Origin of the sequence: Paracoccus zhouxuedongae, assembly GCF_041927815.1 — a bacterium.
Taxonomy (GTDB): Bacteria; Pseudomonadota; Alphaproteobacteria; order Rhodobacterales; family Rhodobacteraceae; genus Paracoccus.
Window position 1 is genome coordinate 488,325 of record NZ_JBHFHM010000001.1, and the last position, 19,588, is coordinate 507,912.

General features: G+C 66.7%; 23 protein-coding genes and 1 tRNA gene. 10 read left to right on the forward strand and 14 right to left on the reverse strand.

Features of this window, described 5'->3' with window-relative positions; translation table 11 throughout:
• The first annotated feature begins 1 nt into the window (after nucleotide 1).
• The 8 genes from ACEYYA_RS02600 to ACEYYA_RS02635 are packed head-to-tail and all read left to right on the forward strand — an operon-like array spanning nucleotide 2 to nucleotide 8,264.
• Entirely contained in the window at nucleotides 2–613 is a 612-nt protein-coding gene (locus ACEYYA_RS02600; RefSeq protein WP_374797257.1) for a hypothetical protein, read from the forward strand.
• Nucleotides 613–1,017 carry a DUF6950 family protein gene (locus ACEYYA_RS02605; protein ID WP_374797259.1) on the forward strand — a complete coding sequence of 135 codons (405 nt, stop codon included), beginning with the start codon at nucleotides 613–615 and terminating at the stop codon, nucleotides 1,015–1,017. The genes ACEYYA_RS02600 and ACEYYA_RS02605 overlap by 1 nt, the downstream gene beginning before the upstream one ends.
• Nucleotides 1,017–5,402 carry a phage tail protein gene (locus ACEYYA_RS02610; RefSeq protein ID WP_374797261.1) on the forward strand — a complete coding sequence of 1,462 codons (4,386 nt, stop codon included), beginning with the start codon at nucleotides 1,017–1,019 and terminating at the stop codon, nucleotides 5,400–5,402. The genes ACEYYA_RS02605 and ACEYYA_RS02610 overlap by 1 nt, the downstream gene beginning before the upstream one ends.
• Nucleotides 5,399–6,025, forward strand: a complete 627-nt coding sequence (locus ACEYYA_RS02615) for a hypothetical protein (RefSeq protein WP_374797263.1) — start codon at nucleotides 5,399–5,401, stop codon at nucleotides 6,023–6,025. The genes ACEYYA_RS02610 and ACEYYA_RS02615 overlap by 4 nt, the downstream gene beginning before the upstream one ends.
• Nucleotides 6,022–6,360, forward strand: coding sequence for a hypothetical protein (locus ACEYYA_RS02620; protein ID WP_374797265.1), 339 nt, complete (start codon nucleotides 6,022–6,024; stop codon nucleotides 6,358–6,360). Before ACEYYA_RS02615 ends, ACEYYA_RS02620 begins: the two co-directional genes overlap by 4 nt.
• On the forward strand, nucleotides 6,353–7,342 hold the full coding sequence (locus tag ACEYYA_RS02625; RefSeq protein WP_374797266.1) for a hypothetical protein: 990 nt from the start codon (nucleotides 6,353–6,355) through the stop codon (nucleotides 7,340–7,342). The genes ACEYYA_RS02620 and ACEYYA_RS02625 overlap by 8 nt, the downstream gene beginning before the upstream one ends.
• The gene (locus ACEYYA_RS02630) at nucleotides 7,339–7,893 is read left to right on the forward strand and encodes a hypothetical protein (protein ID WP_374797268.1); all 555 of its coding nucleotides are present in this window, start codon (nucleotides 7,339–7,341) and stop codon (nucleotides 7,891–7,893) included. Before ACEYYA_RS02625 ends, ACEYYA_RS02630 begins: the two co-directional genes overlap by 4 nt.
• On the forward strand, nucleotides 7,890–8,264 hold the full coding sequence (locus ACEYYA_RS02635) for a hypothetical protein (RefSeq protein ID WP_374797270.1): 375 nt from the start codon (nucleotides 7,890–7,892) through the stop codon (nucleotides 8,262–8,264). The genes ACEYYA_RS02630 and ACEYYA_RS02635 overlap by 4 nt, the downstream gene beginning before the upstream one ends.
• 288 nt (nucleotides 8,265–8,552) lie before the next feature.
• Here ACEYYA_RS02635 and ACEYYA_RS02640 read toward each other — a convergent pair.
• The 13 genes from ACEYYA_RS02640 to ssb form a co-directional block, all read right to left on the reverse strand.
• A tRNA-Phe gene (locus ACEYYA_RS02640) sits at nucleotides 8,553–8,628 on the reverse strand.
• Between the two features lie 59 nt (nucleotides 8,629–8,687).
• Nucleotides 8,688–8,861 (reverse strand): DNA gyrase inhibitor YacG, encoded by a 174-nt coding sequence (locus tag ACEYYA_RS02645; protein WP_374797272.1) that lies wholly within the window; start codon nucleotides 8,859–8,861, stop codon nucleotides 8,688–8,690.
• Nucleotides 8,858–9,898: a ribonuclease E/G gene (locus ACEYYA_RS02650; protein ID WP_374797274.1), complete on the reverse strand. Its 1,041-nt coding sequence runs from the start codon at nucleotides 9,896–9,898 to the stop codon at nucleotides 8,858–8,860. Before ACEYYA_RS02650 ends, ACEYYA_RS02645 begins: the two co-directional genes overlap by 4 nt.
• Nucleotides 9,895–10,416: a Maf family protein gene (locus ACEYYA_RS02655; protein ID WP_374797276.1), complete on the reverse strand. Its 522-nt coding sequence runs from the start codon at nucleotides 10,414–10,416 to the stop codon at nucleotides 9,895–9,897. Before ACEYYA_RS02655 ends, ACEYYA_RS02650 begins: the two co-directional genes overlap by 4 nt.
• A gap of 40 nt (nucleotides 10,417–10,456) precedes the next feature.
• Nucleotides 10,457–10,675 carry a translation initiation factor IF-1 gene (gene infA / locus ACEYYA_RS02660; protein WP_036716789.1) on the reverse strand — a complete coding sequence of 73 codons (219 nt, stop codon included), beginning with the start codon at nucleotides 10,673–10,675 and terminating at the stop codon, nucleotides 10,457–10,459.
• A 68-nt stretch (nucleotides 10,676–10,743) separates the two neighbouring features.
• The gene (locus ACEYYA_RS02665; protein WP_374797408.1) at nucleotides 10,744–11,694 is read right to left on the reverse strand and encodes a carbon-nitrogen hydrolase family protein; all 951 of its coding nucleotides are present in this window, start codon (nucleotides 11,692–11,694) and stop codon (nucleotides 10,744–10,746) included.
• Nucleotides 11,695–11,696: 2 nt separating this feature from the next.
• The gene (locus ACEYYA_RS02670) at nucleotides 11,697–12,278 is read right to left on the reverse strand and encodes a GNAT family N-acetyltransferase (RefSeq protein WP_374797278.1); all 582 of its coding nucleotides are present in this window, start codon (nucleotides 12,276–12,278) and stop codon (nucleotides 11,697–11,699) included.
• Complete coding sequence (locus ACEYYA_RS02675; RefSeq protein ID WP_374797280.1) at nucleotides 12,278–12,691, reverse strand: ketosteroid isomerase-related protein; 414 nt, start codon at nucleotides 12,689–12,691, stop codon at nucleotides 12,278–12,280. Before ACEYYA_RS02675 ends, ACEYYA_RS02670 begins: the two co-directional genes overlap by 1 nt.
• Nucleotides 12,688–13,152, reverse strand: coding sequence for an arsenate-mycothiol transferase ArsC (locus ACEYYA_RS02680; protein WP_374797282.1), 465 nt, complete (start codon nucleotides 13,150–13,152; stop codon nucleotides 12,688–12,690). Before ACEYYA_RS02680 ends, ACEYYA_RS02675 begins: the two co-directional genes overlap by 4 nt.
• Before the next feature lie 3 nt (nucleotides 13,153–13,155).
• Complete coding sequence (locus ACEYYA_RS02685; protein ID WP_374797283.1) at nucleotides 13,156–13,632, reverse strand: UPF0262 family protein; 477 nt, start codon at nucleotides 13,630–13,632, stop codon at nucleotides 13,156–13,158.
• Entirely contained in the window at nucleotides 13,629–13,895 is a 267-nt protein-coding gene (locus ACEYYA_RS02690; RefSeq protein WP_374797285.1) for a SemiSWEET family sugar transporter, read from the reverse strand. Before ACEYYA_RS02690 ends, ACEYYA_RS02685 begins: the two co-directional genes overlap by 4 nt.
• Nucleotides 13,892–15,202 carry a histidinol dehydrogenase gene (hisD, locus tag ACEYYA_RS02695; protein WP_374797287.1) on the reverse strand — a complete coding sequence of 437 codons (1,311 nt, stop codon included), beginning with the start codon at nucleotides 15,200–15,202 and terminating at the stop codon, nucleotides 13,892–13,894. Before hisD ends, ACEYYA_RS02690 begins: the two co-directional genes overlap by 4 nt.
• 1,232 nt (nucleotides 15,203–16,434) lie before the next feature.
• The gene (ssb, locus tag ACEYYA_RS02700; protein WP_374797289.1) at nucleotides 16,435–16,956 is read right to left on the reverse strand and encodes a single-stranded DNA-binding protein; all 522 of its coding nucleotides are present in this window, start codon (nucleotides 16,954–16,956) and stop codon (nucleotides 16,435–16,437) included.
• 282 nt (nucleotides 16,957–17,238) lie between these two features.
• On the opposite strand from ssb, the gene ACEYYA_RS02705 reads away from it, so the two are divergent.
• Entirely contained in the window at nucleotides 17,239–17,880 is a 642-nt protein-coding gene (locus ACEYYA_RS02705; RefSeq protein WP_374797291.1) for a lytic transglycosylase domain-containing protein, read from the forward strand.
• Nucleotides 17,881–17,883: 3 nt separating this feature from the next.
• Here ACEYYA_RS02705 and hemB read toward each other — a convergent pair whose 3' ends face one another.
• Entirely contained in the window at nucleotides 17,884–18,894 is a 1,011-nt protein-coding gene (hemB, locus tag ACEYYA_RS02710) for a porphobilinogen synthase (RefSeq protein ID WP_374797293.1), read from the reverse strand.
• Between the two features lie 113 nt (nucleotides 18,895–19,007).
• Here hemB and ACEYYA_RS02715 point away from each other — a divergent pair, with 113 nt between their 5' ends.
• Nucleotides 19,008–19,520: a component of SufBCD complex gene (locus ACEYYA_RS02715; RefSeq protein WP_374797295.1), complete on the forward strand. Its 513-nt coding sequence runs from the start codon at nucleotides 19,008–19,010 to the stop codon at nucleotides 19,518–19,520.
• The last annotated feature ends 68 nt before the right edge of the window (nucleotides 19,521–19,588 follow it).

The following is a 19,588-nucleotide window of genomic DNA, read 5'->3' on the forward strand; positions in this document are numbered from 1 at the left end:
GATGCGCGCCCAGGACAGTGCCACCACCGCCCATCTGGCTGCCCGCAAGCCCTTCATCGTCCGGCATCTGCTGACGATTTCGGCGCGCAACCGGGCCACCGGCGCGCCCGAGGTCTTGGGCCTGTGGGATGGTGACGATCACGCTGATTTCACGCTGGACGGGCTGACGGTGACCTATTTCGGCGCGGGCGGGCTGGTCAAGATCGGCCCGTTCAGTCACGGCATCGGCACCGATATCCGCAAAGTCGATGTGGTGCTGGCACCGATGGCGCCCGAGGTGGCGACGGCGATCCGCGGCTATGACCCGCGCACCGCGCCTGTCACGATCCACCGGATGCTGATCGATCCTGACACTTTGGCCGTGATCGGCACGCCGGTGCGGCGGCTCAAGGGCAGGGTCAGCAAGGTCGAGCTGACGGGGGGCGATGGCGACGGCGCTGAGGCCCAGTGCAAGGTGACGCTCGCCACCTCGGCGATCGAGGGGACGCGCGGCCTCGCGCTCAAGAAATCCGACGAAAGCCAGAAGTTGCGCCTGCTGCCCAACGGCGCGCCCGACCGGCTGATGCGTTATGCGACGGTCTCGGGCAAGGCCCCGGTCAAATGGGGGGAATGATGCGCGTTTACAATTGGGAGGCACGGCTGGCGGCCTATGTCGCGCGGGTCGCGCGTGAGGGCTTTGCCTGGGGGCAGCACGATTGCGCCCTCTTTGCTGCGGGTGCCGTCGAGGCCGTGACCGGGATCGACCCGGCGGCAGACTGGCGCGGGCGTTACAGCAGCTTTGAAGGCGGCGTGAAGCTGATCCGAAAGGCGGGTTTCAGCGACCATATCGCTGCGGCACGGGCATGGTTCCCGAAGGTCTCGCGCGCCGAGGTGATGCCCGGCGATCTGGCGGTCATCGACACCGGGGCGGGCAGCGCTGTCAGCGTGGTCCAGGGCGAGATGCTCTATGTGCTGACCGAGGCGGGCCTCGGCCTCATCCCCGCCGAGCAGGCGGCCTCTTTCCTGGCGGTGCGATAATGCCTGCTGTCGGTGCTGCGATTTCGGTGTTTTCGGGCTGGCTGGGGGGCGGGTCCATTCTGGCCACCCTGACCGGTCGGATGCTGATGAGCGTCGCGGTCAGTGCGCTGAGCAGCGTGGCCAGCAAGGCCTTTGGCAAAAAGCCCCGCACGCCCGGCATCACCACCGATTACACGACCGATGGCGAGGCCAAGCCCCAGACCTTCATCCTGGGCTGGTATGCAACGGGCGGCCATATGGTCTGCCCGCCGATGTCGCATGGCAAGTCCGGCAAGACCCCCAATGCGTTCCTGACCTATGTGATCGACCTCGGCGACGTGCCGAGCATGACGCTCGACAAGCTCATCATCGACGACACCGAGGTCGAGTTCGAGGCGTTGGATCAGACCATCCCCCTGGGCGGCACGGTGCCGAGCGGCAAGCCCGACTGGTGGTATAGCCAGCAGGGCCTCGACCCCGCCGCGCCGAACGCAGGCATCCCCACGATCACGCCGGGCCGTCCCGCGATCGGCAAATACGCGGGCAAGGTCTGGCTGCGCTACCACGCAGGGGCCGATACCACTGCCGACGCCTATCTGATGTCCGCCTATGGCCCCGGAACGGCCTGGGATCAGCGGTCCAAGCGGCCCTGGCAGGCCGATATGGTGGGCAGCGGAACATGCTATGCCGTCGTCACGTTCAAGCTCGATCGCGAGGTGTTCTCGGGCCTGCCGCGCCTGATGTTCGTGATGGGCGGTATCCCCCTTTACGATCCGCGCAAGGATACAAGCGTGGGTGGCAACGGTGCGCAGCGGTGGGATCAGCCCTCGACCTGGGCACCCAGCCGCAACCCGATGGTCATGGCCTATAACGTGTTTCGCGGCATCCCGATCGCCGGCGGCCCGTCTTGGGGATATGGCATCGATGCGGCCGACCTGCCGCTGGCCGCCTGGACCCCGGCCATGAACACCTGCGACGAGACCGTGGACGGCGCGGCACGCTATCGGGCCGGGTGGGAAGTCGCGGTCGATGACCACCCGGCCGATGTCCTCGACGAGCTGGCCAAGGTCGCCTGCGCGAGCTTTGCCGAGGTCGGCGGCGTCTGGAAGCCGCGTGTCGGTTCCCCGGCCGCGCCGGTCTATTTCCTGACCGACGACGACATCCTGCTGGATCACGACGACACCTTCACGCCCTTCCCGGAGATCGACGACACCTATAACGCAGTCCATGCCAGCTATCCCAACCCGGCCGAGCTGTGGCAGACCAAGGACGCGCCGCCGCGCTATAACGCGACCTGGGAGGCCGCCGACAACAGCCGCCGGCGCGTCGCCGACCTGTCGATGGCAGCCTGCCCCTATGGCGATCAGGTGCAGCGCGTGATGCGCGCCTATATCGAGTCCGAGCCGCGGTTTCGTCGCCATATCATCACCCTGCCGCCCGACGCCTCGGCCCTGGAAGCACTCGACTGCATCACCTGGTCGAGCGTCGACAACGGCTATGATGCCAAGCAGTTCGAGATCGCCGATGTCAGCGAAGATCCGGTGACGCTGGCCGTCACGGTCAGCCTGCGCGAGGTCGACCCGACCGATTATAGCTGGCAGCCCGATTATCGCCTGCCCACCACGACCGCGCCCATCGATGTCGTTCCCGACGAGCCGCTGGTGGCGACGCATTTCACGGCCGAGGGGATCGCGGTGCTGGACGATAGCGGCAAGCCGCGCCGCCCGGCCGCCCGGCTGCGCTGGGGCGGGTGGGCGCTGGATGGGGTCACGCAGGTGCAATGGGAAATCCGCCTCGCCAGCAGCGCCGCTGACGTGATGCGCGGCGTCACGGCCGACCCCGAAGCGGGCGAGATATTGTTCTGGGGTGGGATACTGCCCGCGACGGCCTATCAGGCGCGCATTCTGTTCATCGCCGGGCGCCAGCCCAGCCAATGGACGGGCTGGGTCGGTTTTACGACGCCGAATATCCTGGTGCCTCTGGTCGATATCGACGACACGCCGCCCGCTCGGCCTGCCGCTCCGGCCCTGACCGCTGTCCTGGGCAAGATCACCGCCACCTGGGCGGTGCCTGGCGCAGACGTGGCCTATTCGGACCTCGAGCTGACCGAGGGCGCGGGCAATCCGGTCTATTTCCAGACCGGCGCCGCGCGGCACGAATGGGCGGGCGTCAAGCCGGGCGTGGTTTACAGCGTCCGCCGGCGTGAGGTCGACCGGGTGGGCAACAAGTCCCTCTGGTCGGATGCTGCCACGATCAGCGCTGTCGTCGACACCATTCCGCCTGCCGCCCCCACCGGGCTGACGGTTAAAGCCGGGTTTAACAGCCTGTGGTTCGACTGGGCGCGCAATACCGAGGAGGACTTTTCCCACTATGAAGTCGCGCTCGGGACAGCGACCGCTCCCACGACGATTGTCGCCAGCACCACCAGCCCCGCCTGGGCGGCGCTCGAACTGCCCGATGCGGCGCTGCGCTATGCCCGTGTGAGGGCGGTCGATACATCGGGCAATGCCTCGGCCTGGAGCGCCACAGTCTCGAAAACCACCGTCACCCCGCCCAAGGTCACGGCAGCGGACCTGAAAGGCATCGTCGATGCGACCAGTTTTGCTCAGGGGATCGAGCCGGTCAGCATCGTGACCAGCCTGCCCTCGACCAAGACGACCTCGGTGGTCGCGCTGTCGGGGCGGCTCTATCGCTGGGACGGGGCCAAATACGCGCCCGACGTGCTGGGCCAGGATGCGGTCACGGCAGGCACGGTGGCCGCCGGGGCGATCAACACGCGCGAGCTGGCAGCGGGGGCCGTCACCGCCCGCGTGATGGGCATTGGCGATTTCACCAACCAGGTGCCGGACAACCAGTTGCAGGATGCGTCCTCCTGGACGACATCAGCCAACGTCACGGTGGTCCCCAGCACGGGCCAGACGTGGCCCAAGGCCAAAGGCTGGCTGCGGTTCACGCCGTCATCGGCCTATTCCTCGGCGTCCAGCATGTTCTTCCCCGTCGCGGCGGGTGATCAGTTCTATGCGAGCTTCCAGGCATCCTTCGTCAACAATGCCGCAACCGCAAAGGCGGTCTCGGGCAATATCCTGTTTTACAAGGATGACCTGAGCTATGTGTCCTCGGTCCAGATCGCCATGGCCAGCACCAACTCGGCACGGGTCTATGCGATTGAGGGCGAGGTGCCTGCTGCGGCCAGTCTCGCCCGGTTTATCTATGCAGCAGCGGGCGACAGCAACACCGGCGACGTCGTTGCCACCGCGCCGACCTATCGGGTCAAGGCCAAGGGCGAGCTGATCGTCGACGGGGTGCTGAAGGCCCGGCACATGGCGGCTGAAGAGGTCATCAGCACCTCGGCCCAGATCCGGTCGGCCATCATCAACGATGCCCATATTGCGAACCTGTCGGCTGCAAAGCTGATGGCGGGCACCGCCCTGGCCGGGTCGGTCACGGTCGCAGGCACCGCGCTTTCGACGATCCAGTCGCAGGCCAACGACCCAGCGGCCCGCATCAATGCCGCCGCGACGAAGATCGACCCCGGCAAGATCATCGTGTCCGGGTCCACGACCCTGGCTGATTGGCGCAAGGGCGGGGATGAGACGAGGATCGATGGCGGGGCGCTGTCGGCCAACACGGTATCGGCCAACAAGCTGGAAATCGGCAACCGGGCGATCACCCTGACCGGCATCCAGTTCGAGCATAACAAGCCGGGCACCAACCAGTGCTCATGGACGGCTGGGACCGTGCGCTGGATCAACGATGCGGGTGTGGTCACCACGACGTCGATCAGCGCGGGATATACCACCTGGTCCAGCGGGGTCGCCTATATCTATTGGGTCAAGGGCGCGACCGCTCTGAACGCGACAACCTCACTGGCCGTGGCCATGGGGGCCAACGTGGTCTGCCTGGCGACCTATGAGGGGGATTTCCGGCTCGACGCCGATTATGGGCGCACCGTCATCGACGGCGACATGATCAAGACCGGCACGGTCACCGCCACCAACCTGACCAAGACCGCCGCGCTGATCACCGACCAGGCTCAGATGGGGTCCGCCGTGATCGGCTCGGCCCAGATCCGGGATCTGTCGGTCGACACCCTCAAGATCGCAGATCAATCGATCACACAGTTCTGGTCGGTCAACGGATCGATGCTGAACATTTCGTTGGCCTACCCAATGCGGGGCGTCGTGTTCTTTGGGTCAGTCATTGAGGGACAAAACTACGCTCTCTTCGAGCTTCAGCTCAACGGCACTGTCGTCGAATCAATGCGCACCGCCTCGGCTGGGGATACCTTTGTGATGCTCATGAAAACGATCAACTTTAACGCTGGGGCAAACACCCTCCAGTTCATCATCAGAGGGACATCTGCCGTCAGAGACTGGCGGATGGCTCTGTTTGGAGCCTACAAATGAGCCTCACCGCCACGGTATATCTTGCGAGCACCGGCGTATACAGGCGCACGATTACCGCCCCAGACATTCAAAATGTCGAGCTTAATGTGTTCGACGGCGAGGTTTATGTCGAAGGGCACTTTTCCGAGAGTACATATTTCCACGATGGCGGCGTTGCCGATCTGCCCCCATCCCCTGGATCGTGGGCGACGTGGGATGGCTCAGCATGGATTGATGCCCGCACGGATGAACAAAAGAACAGTGATCTTTTGGCGGCCAAGCAGCAAGCCATCGCGCAGATCAACGAGGCATCGGCAGCCGTGCGCCGCCGCTATGTAACCGATATTCCTGGGCAAGAGGCGCTTTACCTCATGAAAGAGGCCGAGGCGCGCGGCTATCTCGGCACCACTGGTGCGCAGATCACGGACTATCCGCTGATCGGGGCCGAGGTCGGGATTACCGGCACCACGCCCGATCAGGTCGCGCAGATCTACCTCAACCTGGCCAACGTCTATCGCGCCGCCGCTGCGCAGCTCGAAACTGCTCGGCTCGGCTCGATTGCGCAGATCGAGCTGGCCACCACCGAGGATGCCGCCTCGGCTGTCGTGGTCGCATTCCAAGCCCTGCTGGAGACAAGCGGATGACAACCCGGATCACCTACACGGTCACGGAAAGCAAGCGCTGGCGGTGGCGGTTCGAGGATCTGCGCGGGCAGCCGATCAATTTCGGCGGCGCGCAACTGGTCGCCGAGCTGTCGGCCGACGGGGCCTGTATCGCGGTGCCGGTGCAGGCCGGGCCGGACAGCGCCGCAGGGCTGGCCGAGGGCGACTGCGCGTTGCTCCTGACCCCCGAGACGGTCACCGTGCCCCCGCGCCGGTGGCCCTATCCGATCCGGCTTTGGGTGACCTGGAGCAATGGCGATCGCCAGTGCCTCGACGACGGGACGATCATGATCAGGGAGCGGTGCAGTAATGGTTGATGTGGTTAAGACGCTGTCGGTGGTCCAAGGGCCGCCAGGGGCGATCTCGGACGAGGATCGCGCGCGCATCGATGCGGCGATCAGCGCGGCAGCGTTGCTCGATGCCTCGGTGTCGGGAACGGTGATCGCACGGGACGATGCCGCAGCGGCCGCCGGCCGCGCTGAAAGTGCCGCGTCGGTGGCGACCGACGCTGCCCAGACCAGTGTCGAGGCCCGCAATGCCGCCTATGCGGCGCGCGACCAGATCACCGGGATGCGCGTCGATACCGGTCTGGCCGGAACGCAAGTGTCCTGGGATGGCGCGACGTTGACCGTGCCTCAGGGTCTCGCTGGCGCATCTGGCTGGACCCCTGTGATGACGGCCGAGGCGGATGGTGCTCGGGTGGTGCTGCGCGTGATCGACTGGACAGGCGGCGCGGGTGCAAAGCCCGCTCTGGGCTATGTCGGCCCGGCCGGGATCGTCGGGATGGCAGCCGCTGCCACGGATATTCGCGGTGCCGCAGGTGCCAGCCCGATGGCCACAGAGCAATTGATCTTTGCCGCCGAATTGCAGTGGAACGGCACCATCGACCCCGGCTGGAACTATGCCCCGATGACGGTCAAATACGACCCGCTGGGGCTGTGGGACGCGACGGCCAACCGCTTTTTCGCCACGCCCGCACCAGCCGCGCTGACAGCCGCACCCGCAGGGATGCGGGTGTTGGGGGTGACGATCGAGATTTCCACCATGCCGCGCGGTAACAGGTCGTTCCAGATCTCGACCGGCGGCGGGAAAAGCGCTCCGACGAGCTATGGCGAGGTGCTGGACCCCACGCATGGCCCGAAAACCTACCGCCAGCCGTTCCTCTGGAACAGCGAACTGAACAGCCCGCAGGGCCTGCTGATGAACAACAGCTCGGGCGCGGTGCAGACCTTCAACATGTATGCAATGTGCGTCGGAAAGACGAACCTTCGCCTCTATAGGATGGTGGTGCCAGCATGATCGATTATCGCGCCTTGGCGTATTCAACCCTGCCCGAAGAGGCAGCCGCGACGCCCGAGGATCTGACCCCGGCGCAGGTGCTGGAGGGCTGCCGTCGGTATTATGCCGATGTGGCGGCCGACGAGTGGGAAAACATCTACCTTCGTCGCCTGTCGACCCTCGATGGAATGGACGGCCTGACCGCCGCCCTGGTGGTGGCGAGGTGGTTGGTCACCGGCCCCGAGGCTGTGCGCGTCCTGGCGGGTGGCCGATCCGAGCTGATCGAGGCTGAGGCCGCGATCATCAGCCTGGTCAACCCGACCGCGCCCGTGACCGCGCTGCAACTGGCAACCGAGATCGACGCCAGGTTCCGCGCCTGGGTGGGCGCAGCAGCGTTCCTGTCCGGCCTGCGCCAGGCGGCGCAGATCCGCATCTATCAGCAGACCACGCCCGAGGCTTGTGAGGCGACGTTTGCGATGATGCGCGCGATTGCCGACGAGTTGGTGCAGATGACGCTGGCCGGGGCCACCAAAGAGGCGGTGATGGCACGGCTGGCGGAGCGGCTGTCATGAACTGGCTGATGGATCTGATGCGCAGCCCCGAGGCCCAGTCCGACGCACATTATTGGGCGTCTGTCCTGCTGGCCCATGCAGCGCTGGGGGCGGCGGTGACGCTGGCGCTGGCGGCCACGCGGCTGTCTCTGGGCCTCGCCGCGATCTGGACATCCGTCATCTACCTGGTCGGGGTCGAGGGCGGCCAGGTGGCGCTGGCCCTCTATGACGGCAGGCCTGTGGACCTGCTCGACGGTGCCGTCGACGCGACCGCCGTCGCCCTCGGCGCGGCCCTGGTCTGGGCAACCTGGCATCACCGCCGCCGCGCCGCCGCTGTCGCCGGTGCCGTGCTGGCTGCGATCCTGACAGCAGGCGTGTCGCGCAGGCGGTGAAGAGGCGTGTCGCGCAGGCGGTGAAGAAAAATATTCACTGCCAAAGCTACCGCCCATCACTGCCAAAGCTGGCGCGCGCTAACAATCCCGACGCGCCGCGCGCGGCGGACCATCTGGCGCAGGCAACGGACCTGTTCCGCAGGCTGATCGGCTAGGGCGCGCGCGGGGTCGTGCGGCGCAGATCACACAGTGACGGATGCGGCGCAGATCACCCCGCGCCGGCGGGCGATGCGCCAAAAGACACGGCCCGAACAGGCGCGCCATCGCAACAATCATCAGGGGAAAAAGTGGTGCCCAGAGCCGGAATCGAACCAGCGACACGCGGATTTTCAATCCGCTGCTCTACCAACTGAGCTATCTGGGCACCGTTTGGTGCGGGGTGAATAGCCCGGCGCGGCGGGGCTGTCCAGTCGCAAAATGCGTTTATTTGTCGTCGACATCCGCCGGGCGCGGGGTTTCTTCGGCGACCTCGGCCGGCTCGCCCGGAATGACATAGGAACCGGTCAGCCAGCGGCCCAGATCGATGTCGGCGCAGCGTTTGGAACAGAAGGGCCGGTAATGCGCGTCCGTGGGCTTTTTGCAGATCGGGCAGCTCATGCCTTGCCCCCAAGGACCAGCGACAGCGGCGCGCGGTCGCGTTTGCGTTGGATTTCAAGATGGCCCAGCGGGGTCCAACCGGCCAGCGTGGTTTCCGCCGATTCCCGCTTCAGCGCGGCCCGCAGTTGCTGTTCAAGCGTGGCGCGGTCGCGCTTGGGCATCGGCGCAACATCCACCACCACCTGACCGCCCAGGCCGCGCAGCCGCAACTGGCGCGGCAGGTCGCGGACAGCAGAGATATTGGCCTTCAGCGCGGCCGCCGGGCTGGTGTCGGTGCCGGTGTTCACGTCGATGGCGATCAGCGCGCGGGTGGGTTCAATCACCATGCTGCCGCCGCCGGTCAGCGCGACCTCGGGCCGCAGAAGCGCCGCGATCTGGTCGGGCAGGTCATGGCGGTCAAAGGCGCCGGGGGCGTCGTCCATCACCTCGGCCTCGGGCCACTCGCGCCACGCCTGATCCTGGGGCGAGGGCGCATCGACCAGAAGTTCCGGGCCGCCCTTGTCATCGGCCATCACCGCCAGGGCAAGGTCGCGCAGCGCCAGCAGATCATCGGCGATCTCGGTCTCATCCGCGCCGTCACAGGCCGACCGCAGGATCAGCCCGTGCGGGTTGCCCGCCATCGCCTGATCGGCAAGCGCGGTCAGATCATCGCGCAGATCGGCATCGCGGATCGCCCGTGAGATATTGATGCCCGGCGCGCCCGGCGTGACGATCACGAAGCGGGACTTGAACAGGATGCGGGTGGTGACGGGCACGGCCTTGCCCGGTTCGGCCACGCCCGAGACCTGCACCAGCAGGCTTTGACCGGGGGCCAGGCCGCCGGTTTCACGCAGGAAACCGCTGCCGCCGGGAAGGCGCACGAAGACGCCGCCCTGGCCCTTGACCGGGCGGTCGACGGTGGCGCGCAGGATCGCGCCGGGGGCCAGGGGCAGCGCATCGGCCGGGTCGATCAGCAGATCCTCAAGCCGACCGTCGATCATGAGCGCGGCGGCCTCATGCCCGTGGAAGCTGCCCAGAACAATCATCGAACCCTTCATGCGACCAATCCTTCATGTGCCAGCATCGCGCGGGTCTCGGCCAGGGGCAGGCCGACGACGCCGGTGAAGCTGCCCGACAGCCACGGCACGAAGGCCCCGGCGCGGCCCTGGATGCCATAGGCACCCGCCTTGCCCTGCCATTCGCCGCTGGCGATGTAATCATCCAGCATCGCCGGGGTCAGGGTGGCAAAGCGGACGGTCGTGATGACCAGCTTTTCGCGCAGGAACCCCGCGCCGCGCAGCGCGACCGCGGTCAGCACCTGATGGCGGCGACCCGACAAAGCCATCAGCATGGCGCGGGCTTCACCCTCCTGTTCGGGCTTTCCCAGAATGCGGCGGCCCAGGGTGACGGTGGTGTCGGCGCACAGCACGACCTCATCCGGGTTCAGCGCCACAGCCTCGGCCTTTTGCCGCGCCATCCGCGTGACATAGGCGCGCGGGCCTTCGGCCCGGTGCGGGGTCTCGTCTATATCGGGGGCGCGCACCGCCGCCGGAATGACGCCGATCTGCGCCAGCAATTCCAGCCTGCGCGGGCTGGCCGATCCAAGGATCAGCCGTTTACTTGAAGCGGTAATTGATCCGCCCCTTCGTCAGGTCATAGGTGTTCATTTCCACCTGCACCTTGTCGCCGGCCAGAACGCGGATGCGGTTCTTGCGCATCTTGCCTGCCATATGCGCGATGATCTCATGGCCGTTTTCCAGCTCGACCTTGAACGTCGCATTCGGCAGGAGTTCCTTCACGACGCCGGGAAATTCGAGCATTTCTTCCTTGGCCATGGTCACTCCATCAGGGATTACCCGTCAAAATGCGGGCGGCCACCTCATGCGCCTGAAACGCGCAATTTTCAAGGCATTTTTACAATGCGGACCCCACGGGCGGCGCTGGCGGCGGATTCGGGGTGATGGGCAAAGGGCAGCACGGCGCCATCGGCGCGGCTTTGGGCGACCAGATCAAGGTCGACCGTGGCGATCACCCAGCCGGGTTCGTCCAGCTTGCCCTCGGCGAGAACGCCGGTTTCGGGCCAGCCGCGGTCGGGCGGGCCGTAGATGGCGGCGGCACCGCGGTTTTCGTCGATGGCGGGGTTCCAGTCGACGGGGCGCACGGTCGGCGATTGCACGGTGACGCATTGCCCCTCAAGCGCGCGGGCCATGGCACCGATGCGCACGCGGGTGAAACCGGCGATGCTGTCGGTGCAAGAGGGGCAAAGGATGATCCGCGCCCCGGCCTCGGTCAGCGCGCGGCCAAGCGCCGGAAACTCGCTGTCGTAACAGATCAGCACGCCGATCTTGCCAAGGGCGGTGTCGAACAGCGCCAGACCCGAGGCGGGATCGGCGGTCACGTCCCAATCCTCGCGTTCAAAGCGGGTCATGATTTGCTTGTCCTGATGGCCGATCGGGCCGTTCGGGCCATAAAGCGTGGCGCGATTGACGGGGCGCGCGCCGGTAAAGACCGGGCCGGATGCGGCAAGGATATGGATGCCGTGCTGGCGCGCCAGCCGATCATGCAGCGCGGCGCGGGCCGGTTCCAGATCGGCCACGGCGCGCAGCGAGGCCTCAAGATCCGAGGCGGCGGGGTGACCGGCCAGCGAGGCCAGTTCCATCGCGCCATATTCAGGAAAGACCAGGAGCTGCGCGGGGGGGGCGCCCGATGGATTGCGGGCGGGGGGGACGCTGCCCCCCGCGGGACATTCGGGCCAAGAAGAAACGGCGGCTTCGACCCAGGCGGTCAGCTTGGCCTCATAGTCTGACCAGTCGTCGAACCAGTCCAGCGGATAGGCGGCGGCGGCGATGGTGATCTTCATAGCGGGCGCATCCAGAATTGCAGGTGGTGGTCGGTCTGATCGGGCTGGCCGATGTCCTTCCAGCGGAACTGCGCGATCACGCCGGGCAGCGGGGCGTAGCCGCGCTTGCGCCAGAACCCGTCCAGCGGGCGGTAATCGGCAGGCCGGGCCGGGTGATCGGCGGGGCGGATCACGCTGCAAAAGGCCGAATGGCGATGACCAAGGCGGCGGGCATGGGCTTCGCGTTCGTCGAAGAAGGCGTGGCCGATGCCATGGCCGCGCCAATCGGGCAGCAGCACCGATTCGGCGCAATAGAAGATGTCGGACAGGGGTTCGGGGCGGTTCGCGAAGGCGGCGGCGAAATCCTCGGCGTGGTCCTGCATCGGGGCGCCCGTTGCCGCGCCGATCAGCTGCGCGCCGTCAAACGCCCCGACCACGACCGCGCCAGGGCTGGCATAGGCGCGCAGGTAATCGCGTTCGTAATCCAGATCGCCATCATACAGATAGGGCCAGTCGCGAAACACCGCGATGCGCAGCCGCGCCACATCTTCCAGCGCGGCATCCAGCGCATCGCCGGTCAGCGCCCGGACCTGAACCATCAGGCCGAGACCTGCTTCAGCCAGTCGGCCAGGTTGTAGAAGGTGGTGATGCGCGCGATCTTGCCGTCCTTGATGGTGAAGAACGACCCGGCCGGCAGCACATAGGTCTGGCCGCGCGCGGGCGGCAGGCCCTCGTCGGTTGCCAGATAGGTGCCGTTCACCACGAATTCGGCGGCGGCGCGCGTGCCGTCCTCGCTGGCGAAAACCACCATATCGGTCAGGTTTTCACGATAGCAGCGCGTCATGTGATCGTTGAAGGCCGCAAACAGATCGCGGCCGCGCCGGATCTGGCCTTCGTTGACGTGATGGGCGATGTCATCAGCCACCATCGACAGCATCCGCCCGGTGTCGCCTGCGTTGAAAGCGTCGAAATAGGCGGCGATCAGGGCGCGGGTCTGGTTCTGGGCGGTCATGTCGTCTCCTTCGGGGGGCCAAAACGGTCAATCATCCGATCTTTAATCTGGTCACGCACCTGCCGATAGAGCGCGAGGCGCGATTCACGACTTTCGGCTAGGCCGGACGGGTCCATGACTGGCCAGTATTCGATATCCAGATGGTGATAGCGGGTCAGCTCCAGCGCGCGGCGCTGACTGGCGGGGGTGAGGGCGATGATCAGATCGAAGGCTGACAGGTCATCGCCCCATTCCTGCATCTGGTCAAAGGAACGGGTGCGGTGGCGGGCCAGTTCGACGCCCACCTCCTGACAGACGGCGACCGCGAAACCGTCGATGTCCATGTCGTTATGCACGCCCGCCGACTGAACGTAACAATCGGTGCCATACAGCCGCTTCATCAGCCCTTCGGCCATGGGCGAGCGGATCGCGTTGTGATCGCAGCAAAACAGCACCGAATGCGGAAGCTTGCCTGCTGCCATCGCCTAGCCCGGGATCAGCACGCAAATCAGCGTGAACAGGCGGCGCGCCGTGTCGATGTCGATGCTGGCCTTGCCCTCCAGCCGTTCCTGAAGGGTGCGCGCGCCCTCATTGTGGATGCCGCGGCGGGCCATGTCGATGGCCTCGATCTGGGCGGGGGGCAGGCGTTTGACGGCATCGACATAGCTGGCGCAGATCTGGCTGTAGTCCTTGACCACCTGACGAAAGGGGCCCATCGACAGGTGGAACTCGGCCAGTTTGGCACCGGCCTGATCGCAGGTGTCAAAGACCAGACGGCCATCGCGCACCGCCAGTGTCAGGTGAAACGGCCCCGGCGGGGCGGGAATGTCGCCGCGACCGGGAAGGACGAAGCTGTTATCCTCAAGCAGGTCGAAGACGGCGACGCGGCGATCCTGTTCGACCTCGGGCGAGGGCGCGGGCAGGCCGGCATCGTCGATCAGCAACTGGGCGATGCGTGTCATGCCGCCCCCCGTTCGTAATGGATCTTGGCGCCCAGGGTGGCGGCGATCATCGTGACCGTGACCAGGTTGGCCAGGATCAAGGGCATGTCCTTGTTCAGAAGGCCGTAGATCAGCCAGCAACTGACATTGGCCAAAAGCAGGATCAGCCCGGTCAGCGACAAATCGCGCGTGGCGCGGTGGCGCAGGGTCTTGATCGCCTGCGGCAGAAAGCAGACCGTCGACAGCAGGACGGCCAGATAGCCGATCATGTCGGTGATGGTCATGCCTGCCCCCCGTTCAACGCATCCAGCCGACGCTGCACCGAAAGGCCGTGGGCCTGCAAGCCCTCGGCTTCGGCCAGCCGCACGGCGGCGGGGCCGATCGCCGCCAGGGCGCCGGGGGTCATGCGCGCCAGGGTGGTGCGCTTCATGAAATCCAGCACCGAGAGGCCGCTGGAAAACCGCGCGGATCGGGCGGTCGGCAGCACATGGTTCGGGCCGCCGATGTAATCGCCGATCGCCTCGGGGGTGAAGGCGCCCAGGAAGATGGCGCCGGCATCGGTGATCTGGTCGGCCAGGGCCATCGGGTCGGTGACGCACAGTTCCAGATGCTCGGGCGCGATGCGGTTCGACAGGGCGGTGGCGGTGGCCAGATCGGGGACGGTGATGATCGCGCCGAAGTCGCGCCAGCTTGCCCCGGCGATCTCGGCGCGGGGCAGGGTGGTCAGTTGGCGCGCCACCGCCTCGGCCACGCGGCGGCCAAAAGCGGCGTCATCGGTGATCAGGATGGATTGCGCGCTGGCGTCATGCTCGGCCTGGCTCAGCAGGTCGGTGGCGATCCAGTCGGGGTCGTTGGCGGCATCCGCGATGACCAGGATCTCGGACGGACCGGCGATCATGTCGATGCCGACACGGCCAAAGACCCGGCGCTTGGCGGCGGCGACAAAGGCATTGCCGGGGCCGGTGATCTTGTCGACCGGGGCGATGGTCGCGGTGCCGTAGGCCAGGGCGGCAATCGCCTGCGCCCCGCCGATCCGGTAGACGGTATCGACGCCCGCCAGTTCGGCGGCCAGCAGCACCAGCGGATTGACCTGCCCGTCCGGTGTCGGCACGGTGACGACCAGCCGCCGCACTCCGGCGATCTTGGCCGGAATGGCGTTCATCAGCACCGAGGACGGATAGCTGGCCAATCCGCCCGGCACATAAAGCCCCGCCGCGCCGACCGGCGTCCAGCGCCAGCCGAGTTCGGCGCCCGCTGCATCGGTCCACATCGCGTCCTGCGGCATCTGCCGGGCGTGATAATCGCGGATGCGCGCGGCGGCCAGTTCCAGCGCGGCGCGATCGTCGGGGCTGACGCGTGCGATGATCGTGGCGATCTCATCGGCGCTGAAGGCCAGTGTGTCGGGCGTCAGCGTCAGGCGGTCAAAGCGCGCGGTCAGGTCGATGACGGCCTGGTCGCCACGGGCGCGCACATCGTCGATGATGGTCGCCACGGTGGCATCGACATCGGGGCTGTCCTCGCGCTTCATGCCCAGAAGGGCGGTGAAATCGGCCTGAAATCCGGGGGCGGTGGCGTCAAGGAACAGGGGCATCGCGGGTCTCCTTTGGCGGTTGGCTTAGCCAAGGCCCGTCGCGGCTGCAAGCACCGGCGGTGGTGCGCGGTGGGAAGGCGCGGCGTGGGGGCTGTCTGCCCCCACACCCCCGAGCGTATTTGGGCAAGAAAGAAGGGGGGCGCAGGTCATGGCATGGAGAGGTTGGGGCAGTCTGGGGGCAGGCTGCGCTGATGCTGTGGGGTGAGCTGCCGGTGCCTGCCGTTGCGCTGGGCGTCGCCGGGGCGACCCAGTGGTGCGGAGCGACTTTGCGGGGCTAACCCGATGAACCTAGTTCACGCTACAGCGCTGCGCAAGCCTGCCGATGCGTGCGGTTACGCTGCGGCACGCCGGGGCGATGCAGGGGTGCAGGGCGATTTTTGGGGGCGCCCGATCAGCCAAGGTCACCCTACGGCGCTGCGCAGGCCTGCCGGTGCGTGCCGATCTGCTTGGGCGCGGCGGGGCAACGCAGGGGTGCAGGGAGATTTGGAGGTGCCCCCGATCAGCCGATAGGGCATCAGGCTGCGGCTCTGGGCTGCCGTGAAGGTCCGCGGGGCGCGGCGGGGCAACGCAGGCCGCATGTCTGGCACCCTGCGCGGGCCGGTGCGTCGGCTGGCTTTGTGTTTGGTGCTGTGCGCCGCTGCAAGACACCTCGGGCCGCCATGACCGTGCATTCGATGACTCATCCGTGGCAGCGAACCTTGTGGAAAGCGATCTGCGACCAGAGGCGGCATGTTCGGTGGCATGGCGGTCAGGATCAGATGATGCGGCGACTGGGCCATGGCGCGCGAAGCAGACAAGGCTGGTGCGGGATCCAACGGCACTGCGCGCATCGATCAGTCCGCGTCGCGGCAGGCACTTAAGCCGGAGGCAACGAGCGCTGCGACTCGGCAACCCCCGTTCCAACGGCGCCCCCGCACATCTGTCACGTGCCGCATGGCTGCGCCCCAGGTTTCAACGCCTAGGACCGCGAAGACGCGGCGCCCCGTTCCAACAGCGCCCGCCACATCGGCCAAGTCCCGCTTCGCCCTTGGCTCCAAAGGCAACAACCGCTGGATTGCAGCAGTCCGTCTCAACGGCACCGACCGCCTCGCCTCGGCAACCCGAAGCCTGATGCCCGCCGGTATCCCGACCGCGCCCGCCGGGCCATGCCACCCGGCGCGCGGCTGCTTTCTTCTTGGCCGAAGTATCCTGGGGTCCGGGGCAAAGCCCCGGTCCGTGTCACCAGACGACGATCAGAACGGGATCTCATCGTCCTCGATGCTGGCGCGGCCGCCGCCGGTGCTGCCGCCACCGCTGCCACCGCCATAATTTCCGCCCGCGCCACCGCCATAGCCGCGGTCGTCGTCATAGCCGCCGCCGAAGTTGCCGCCGCCCCCTTGGCCGCCGCCGCTGCCACCGCCATCGCGGCCATCCAGCAGCGTCAGGTTGCCGGTGAAGGGACGCAGCACGACCTCGGTCGTATAGCGGTCCTGGCCGGATTGATCCTGCCATTTGCGGGTCTCAAGCTGGCCCTCGATATAGACCTTGCTGCCCTTGCGCAGATATTGCTCGGCGATGCGCGCCAGGGGTTCCGAAAAGATCGCCACCGAATGCCATTCGGTGCGTTCGCGCCGTTCGCCGCTGTTGCGGTCCTTCCAGCTTTCCGAGGTAGCGATGCGCAGGTTGCAGACCTTGCCGCCGTTCTGGAAGGTCCGCACCTCGGGGTCGCGCCCCAGATTGCCCACCAGGATCACCTTGTTCACCGAACCCGCCATTCTGGCATCCTTCCTTAGTTCCGCCGGGTTCAGGCCCGGCGCGATTCCCTTGTCGCGGCATCATCGCAGCAGATGACTAAATGGCAACCGGTTAAGGGCCGGTTAAGCGGCGCGGCCCGGCGCGGAGAAAATCCGCCGATCACGCTCCCGTGATGGAACTGCCCCGCCGCAAAAGCTGGCGGCAGCGCGAAGTTCGGCTATAGTGGCGCAGCAAGGCGGCCGGGACAACCGGCCCGTGCGGGGCCTGCGGAAGGCTGGGGCAACTGACGGAACGAGGTTCGCATGTTCGGCAAGATGCGTTCAGGCATGATGATGGCGGTGACGGTTGTGGCGATCGGCGCCATCAGCCTGCCCACGATGGCCGATGCCGAAGGGCTGAAGCTGCGCGGTTCATCGTCGAAATCGCGGGCGACGGCGTTTTCCAACCAGACGCGGCTGCTGGATAACCGGCTGGCCGCGCAATACAACAATTCGTCGCGTTTGCGGCCCGGTGGCGCGGGGCAGATGAACCTGCTGGAACAGGCCGCTCCGGTCGTGGCCCCGAACTACAGCGGGCGGTATCGCGGCGTCTATCTGTCGCATGCGCAGGCGGCGGCGCGCCGTCATGGCATTCCCGAAAACATCTTCCTTCGGCTGGTGCAGCAAGAATCCGGCTGGAACCCGCGCGCGCGGTCGCACAAGGGCGCGACCGGTCTGGCGCAACTCATGCCCGGCACGGCGCGCAAGCTGGGCGTCGATCCGCATGACCCGCAGCAGAACCTTGAGGGTGGGGCGCGTTACCTGCGCATGATGTATAACCGCTTTGGCGATTGGCGGCTGGCGCTTGCGGCCTATAACGCCGGCCCCGAGGCGGTCGCACGCCACGGCGGCATCCCCCCCTATCGTGAGACGCGCAACTATGTGCGCGTCATCCTGGGCAGCTAGGGCCTAGCCGTTCATCTCGCGGATCGCCCGCGCCGCCTCGGGCGCGAAATAGGTCAGCACGCCGTCACAACCGGCCCGCCGGAACGCCATCAGGCTTTCCAAGATGACCTCGCGCTTCAGCCAGCCGCGTTCGATCGCGCCCATCAGCATCGCATATTCGCCCGACACCTGATAGGCATAGGTCGGCGCGCCGAAGGCGTCCTTCACGCGGTGGCAGATGTCCAGATAGGCCATGCCGGGCTTGACCATCACCATATCCGCGCCCTCGGCCAGATCGCGGGCGATCATCCGCAGGGCCTCGTCGGTATTGGCTGGGTTCATCTGATAGGTCTTCTTGTCGCCCTTCAGCGCGCCGCTTGCGCCGACTGCATCGCGGAACGGGCCATAAAAGGCACTGGCATATTTCGCGGCATAGGACAGGATCGCCACATCGCGATGCCCCGCCGCCTCCAGCGCGGCGCGCATCCGCCCGATCCGGCCATCCATCATGTCGGACGGCCCCAGAATATCCGCCCCGGCCTCGGCCTGCGCTAGGGCCATCTTGACCAGCGCATCGACGGTTTCGTCATTCACGATCACGCCGTCGCGCACATAGCCGTCATGGCCGTTGATGTTATAGGGGTCCAGCGCGATGTCGGTCATGATCGCCACATCCGGCACGCGGGCCTTGATCGCGCGGATCGTGCGGTTGACGATATTGTCGGGCGACCAGGCCTCGGCGCAATCCTCGGTCTTTTGCGCGGGGTCGGTATAGGGGAACAGGCAGATCGCTGGGATGCCCAGGCTCGCCGCCTCCTCGGCGGCGCGGATGGCACCGTCCAGCGTGCGGCGGCTGACGCCGGGCATCGAGGGGATATGCACATCCGCCCCCGGCACTTCGGTCACGAAGATCGGCCAGATCAGATCGCCGGTGGTCAGGCGATGTTCCTGCACCAGCTCACGCAGCGCCGGGTTGCGGCGCAGGCGGCGCGGGCGGGCGGCGGGGAAGGGGGCAAGGATCGGGGTCTGGGGCATAGCGGTTTCCTTTCGCCCCTATCCCTGACCGATCCCGCGCGCGGGGGCAAGCACGCGCTTTTCACCGCCGCGCCGGACGGCTAACCTGCACCGACCCCAGCCCGAGGCCATCCGTGACCGCCTTTCACATCCTGTCCGACCTGATCGACACCCGCAGCTTTGCAAGCTTGTGGTTCTGGCTGTGCCTGTCGGGGATCTGGGTGCTGATCGGGCAAAGCGTGCTGGGGGTGCCGCTGCCGGTGGTGCTGACGGCGCGGCGCGGGGGCGCGCCGGGGCGGCTGACCGACTGGCTGAGGCTGAGCTTGCCGCGCATCGCGGGCCAGGGCGACAATCTGCCCGCCTGGGCGGGGGGCGCTTTCGTGCTGACCCTCGCGGCCGTCGCGGGCTTTGGCTATGGCGCGGAAAGCGGGCAGGTCGCCTTTCTGCTGCTTGCGCCGCTCGCGTTGGTCGCGGTTCTGCGCCGTGGCTTGGCGCGGCGGCTGATGGCTGAGGCGCTGACGGATGAGACGCAGATCGCCCGCCGCCTGATCCGCCACCGCTGGCGTGTGCAGCTGATCGGCGCGCTGTCGCTGATCGCCACCGCCTTCTGGGGCATGGGGCAACTGGTGCTGCGCGCTTATGGTTGACTGCGGACCGGGGCGCTGCCCCCCTCGCCCTCGACCATGGGCCGATGGGCGTTCGTCGGGGAAAAGGT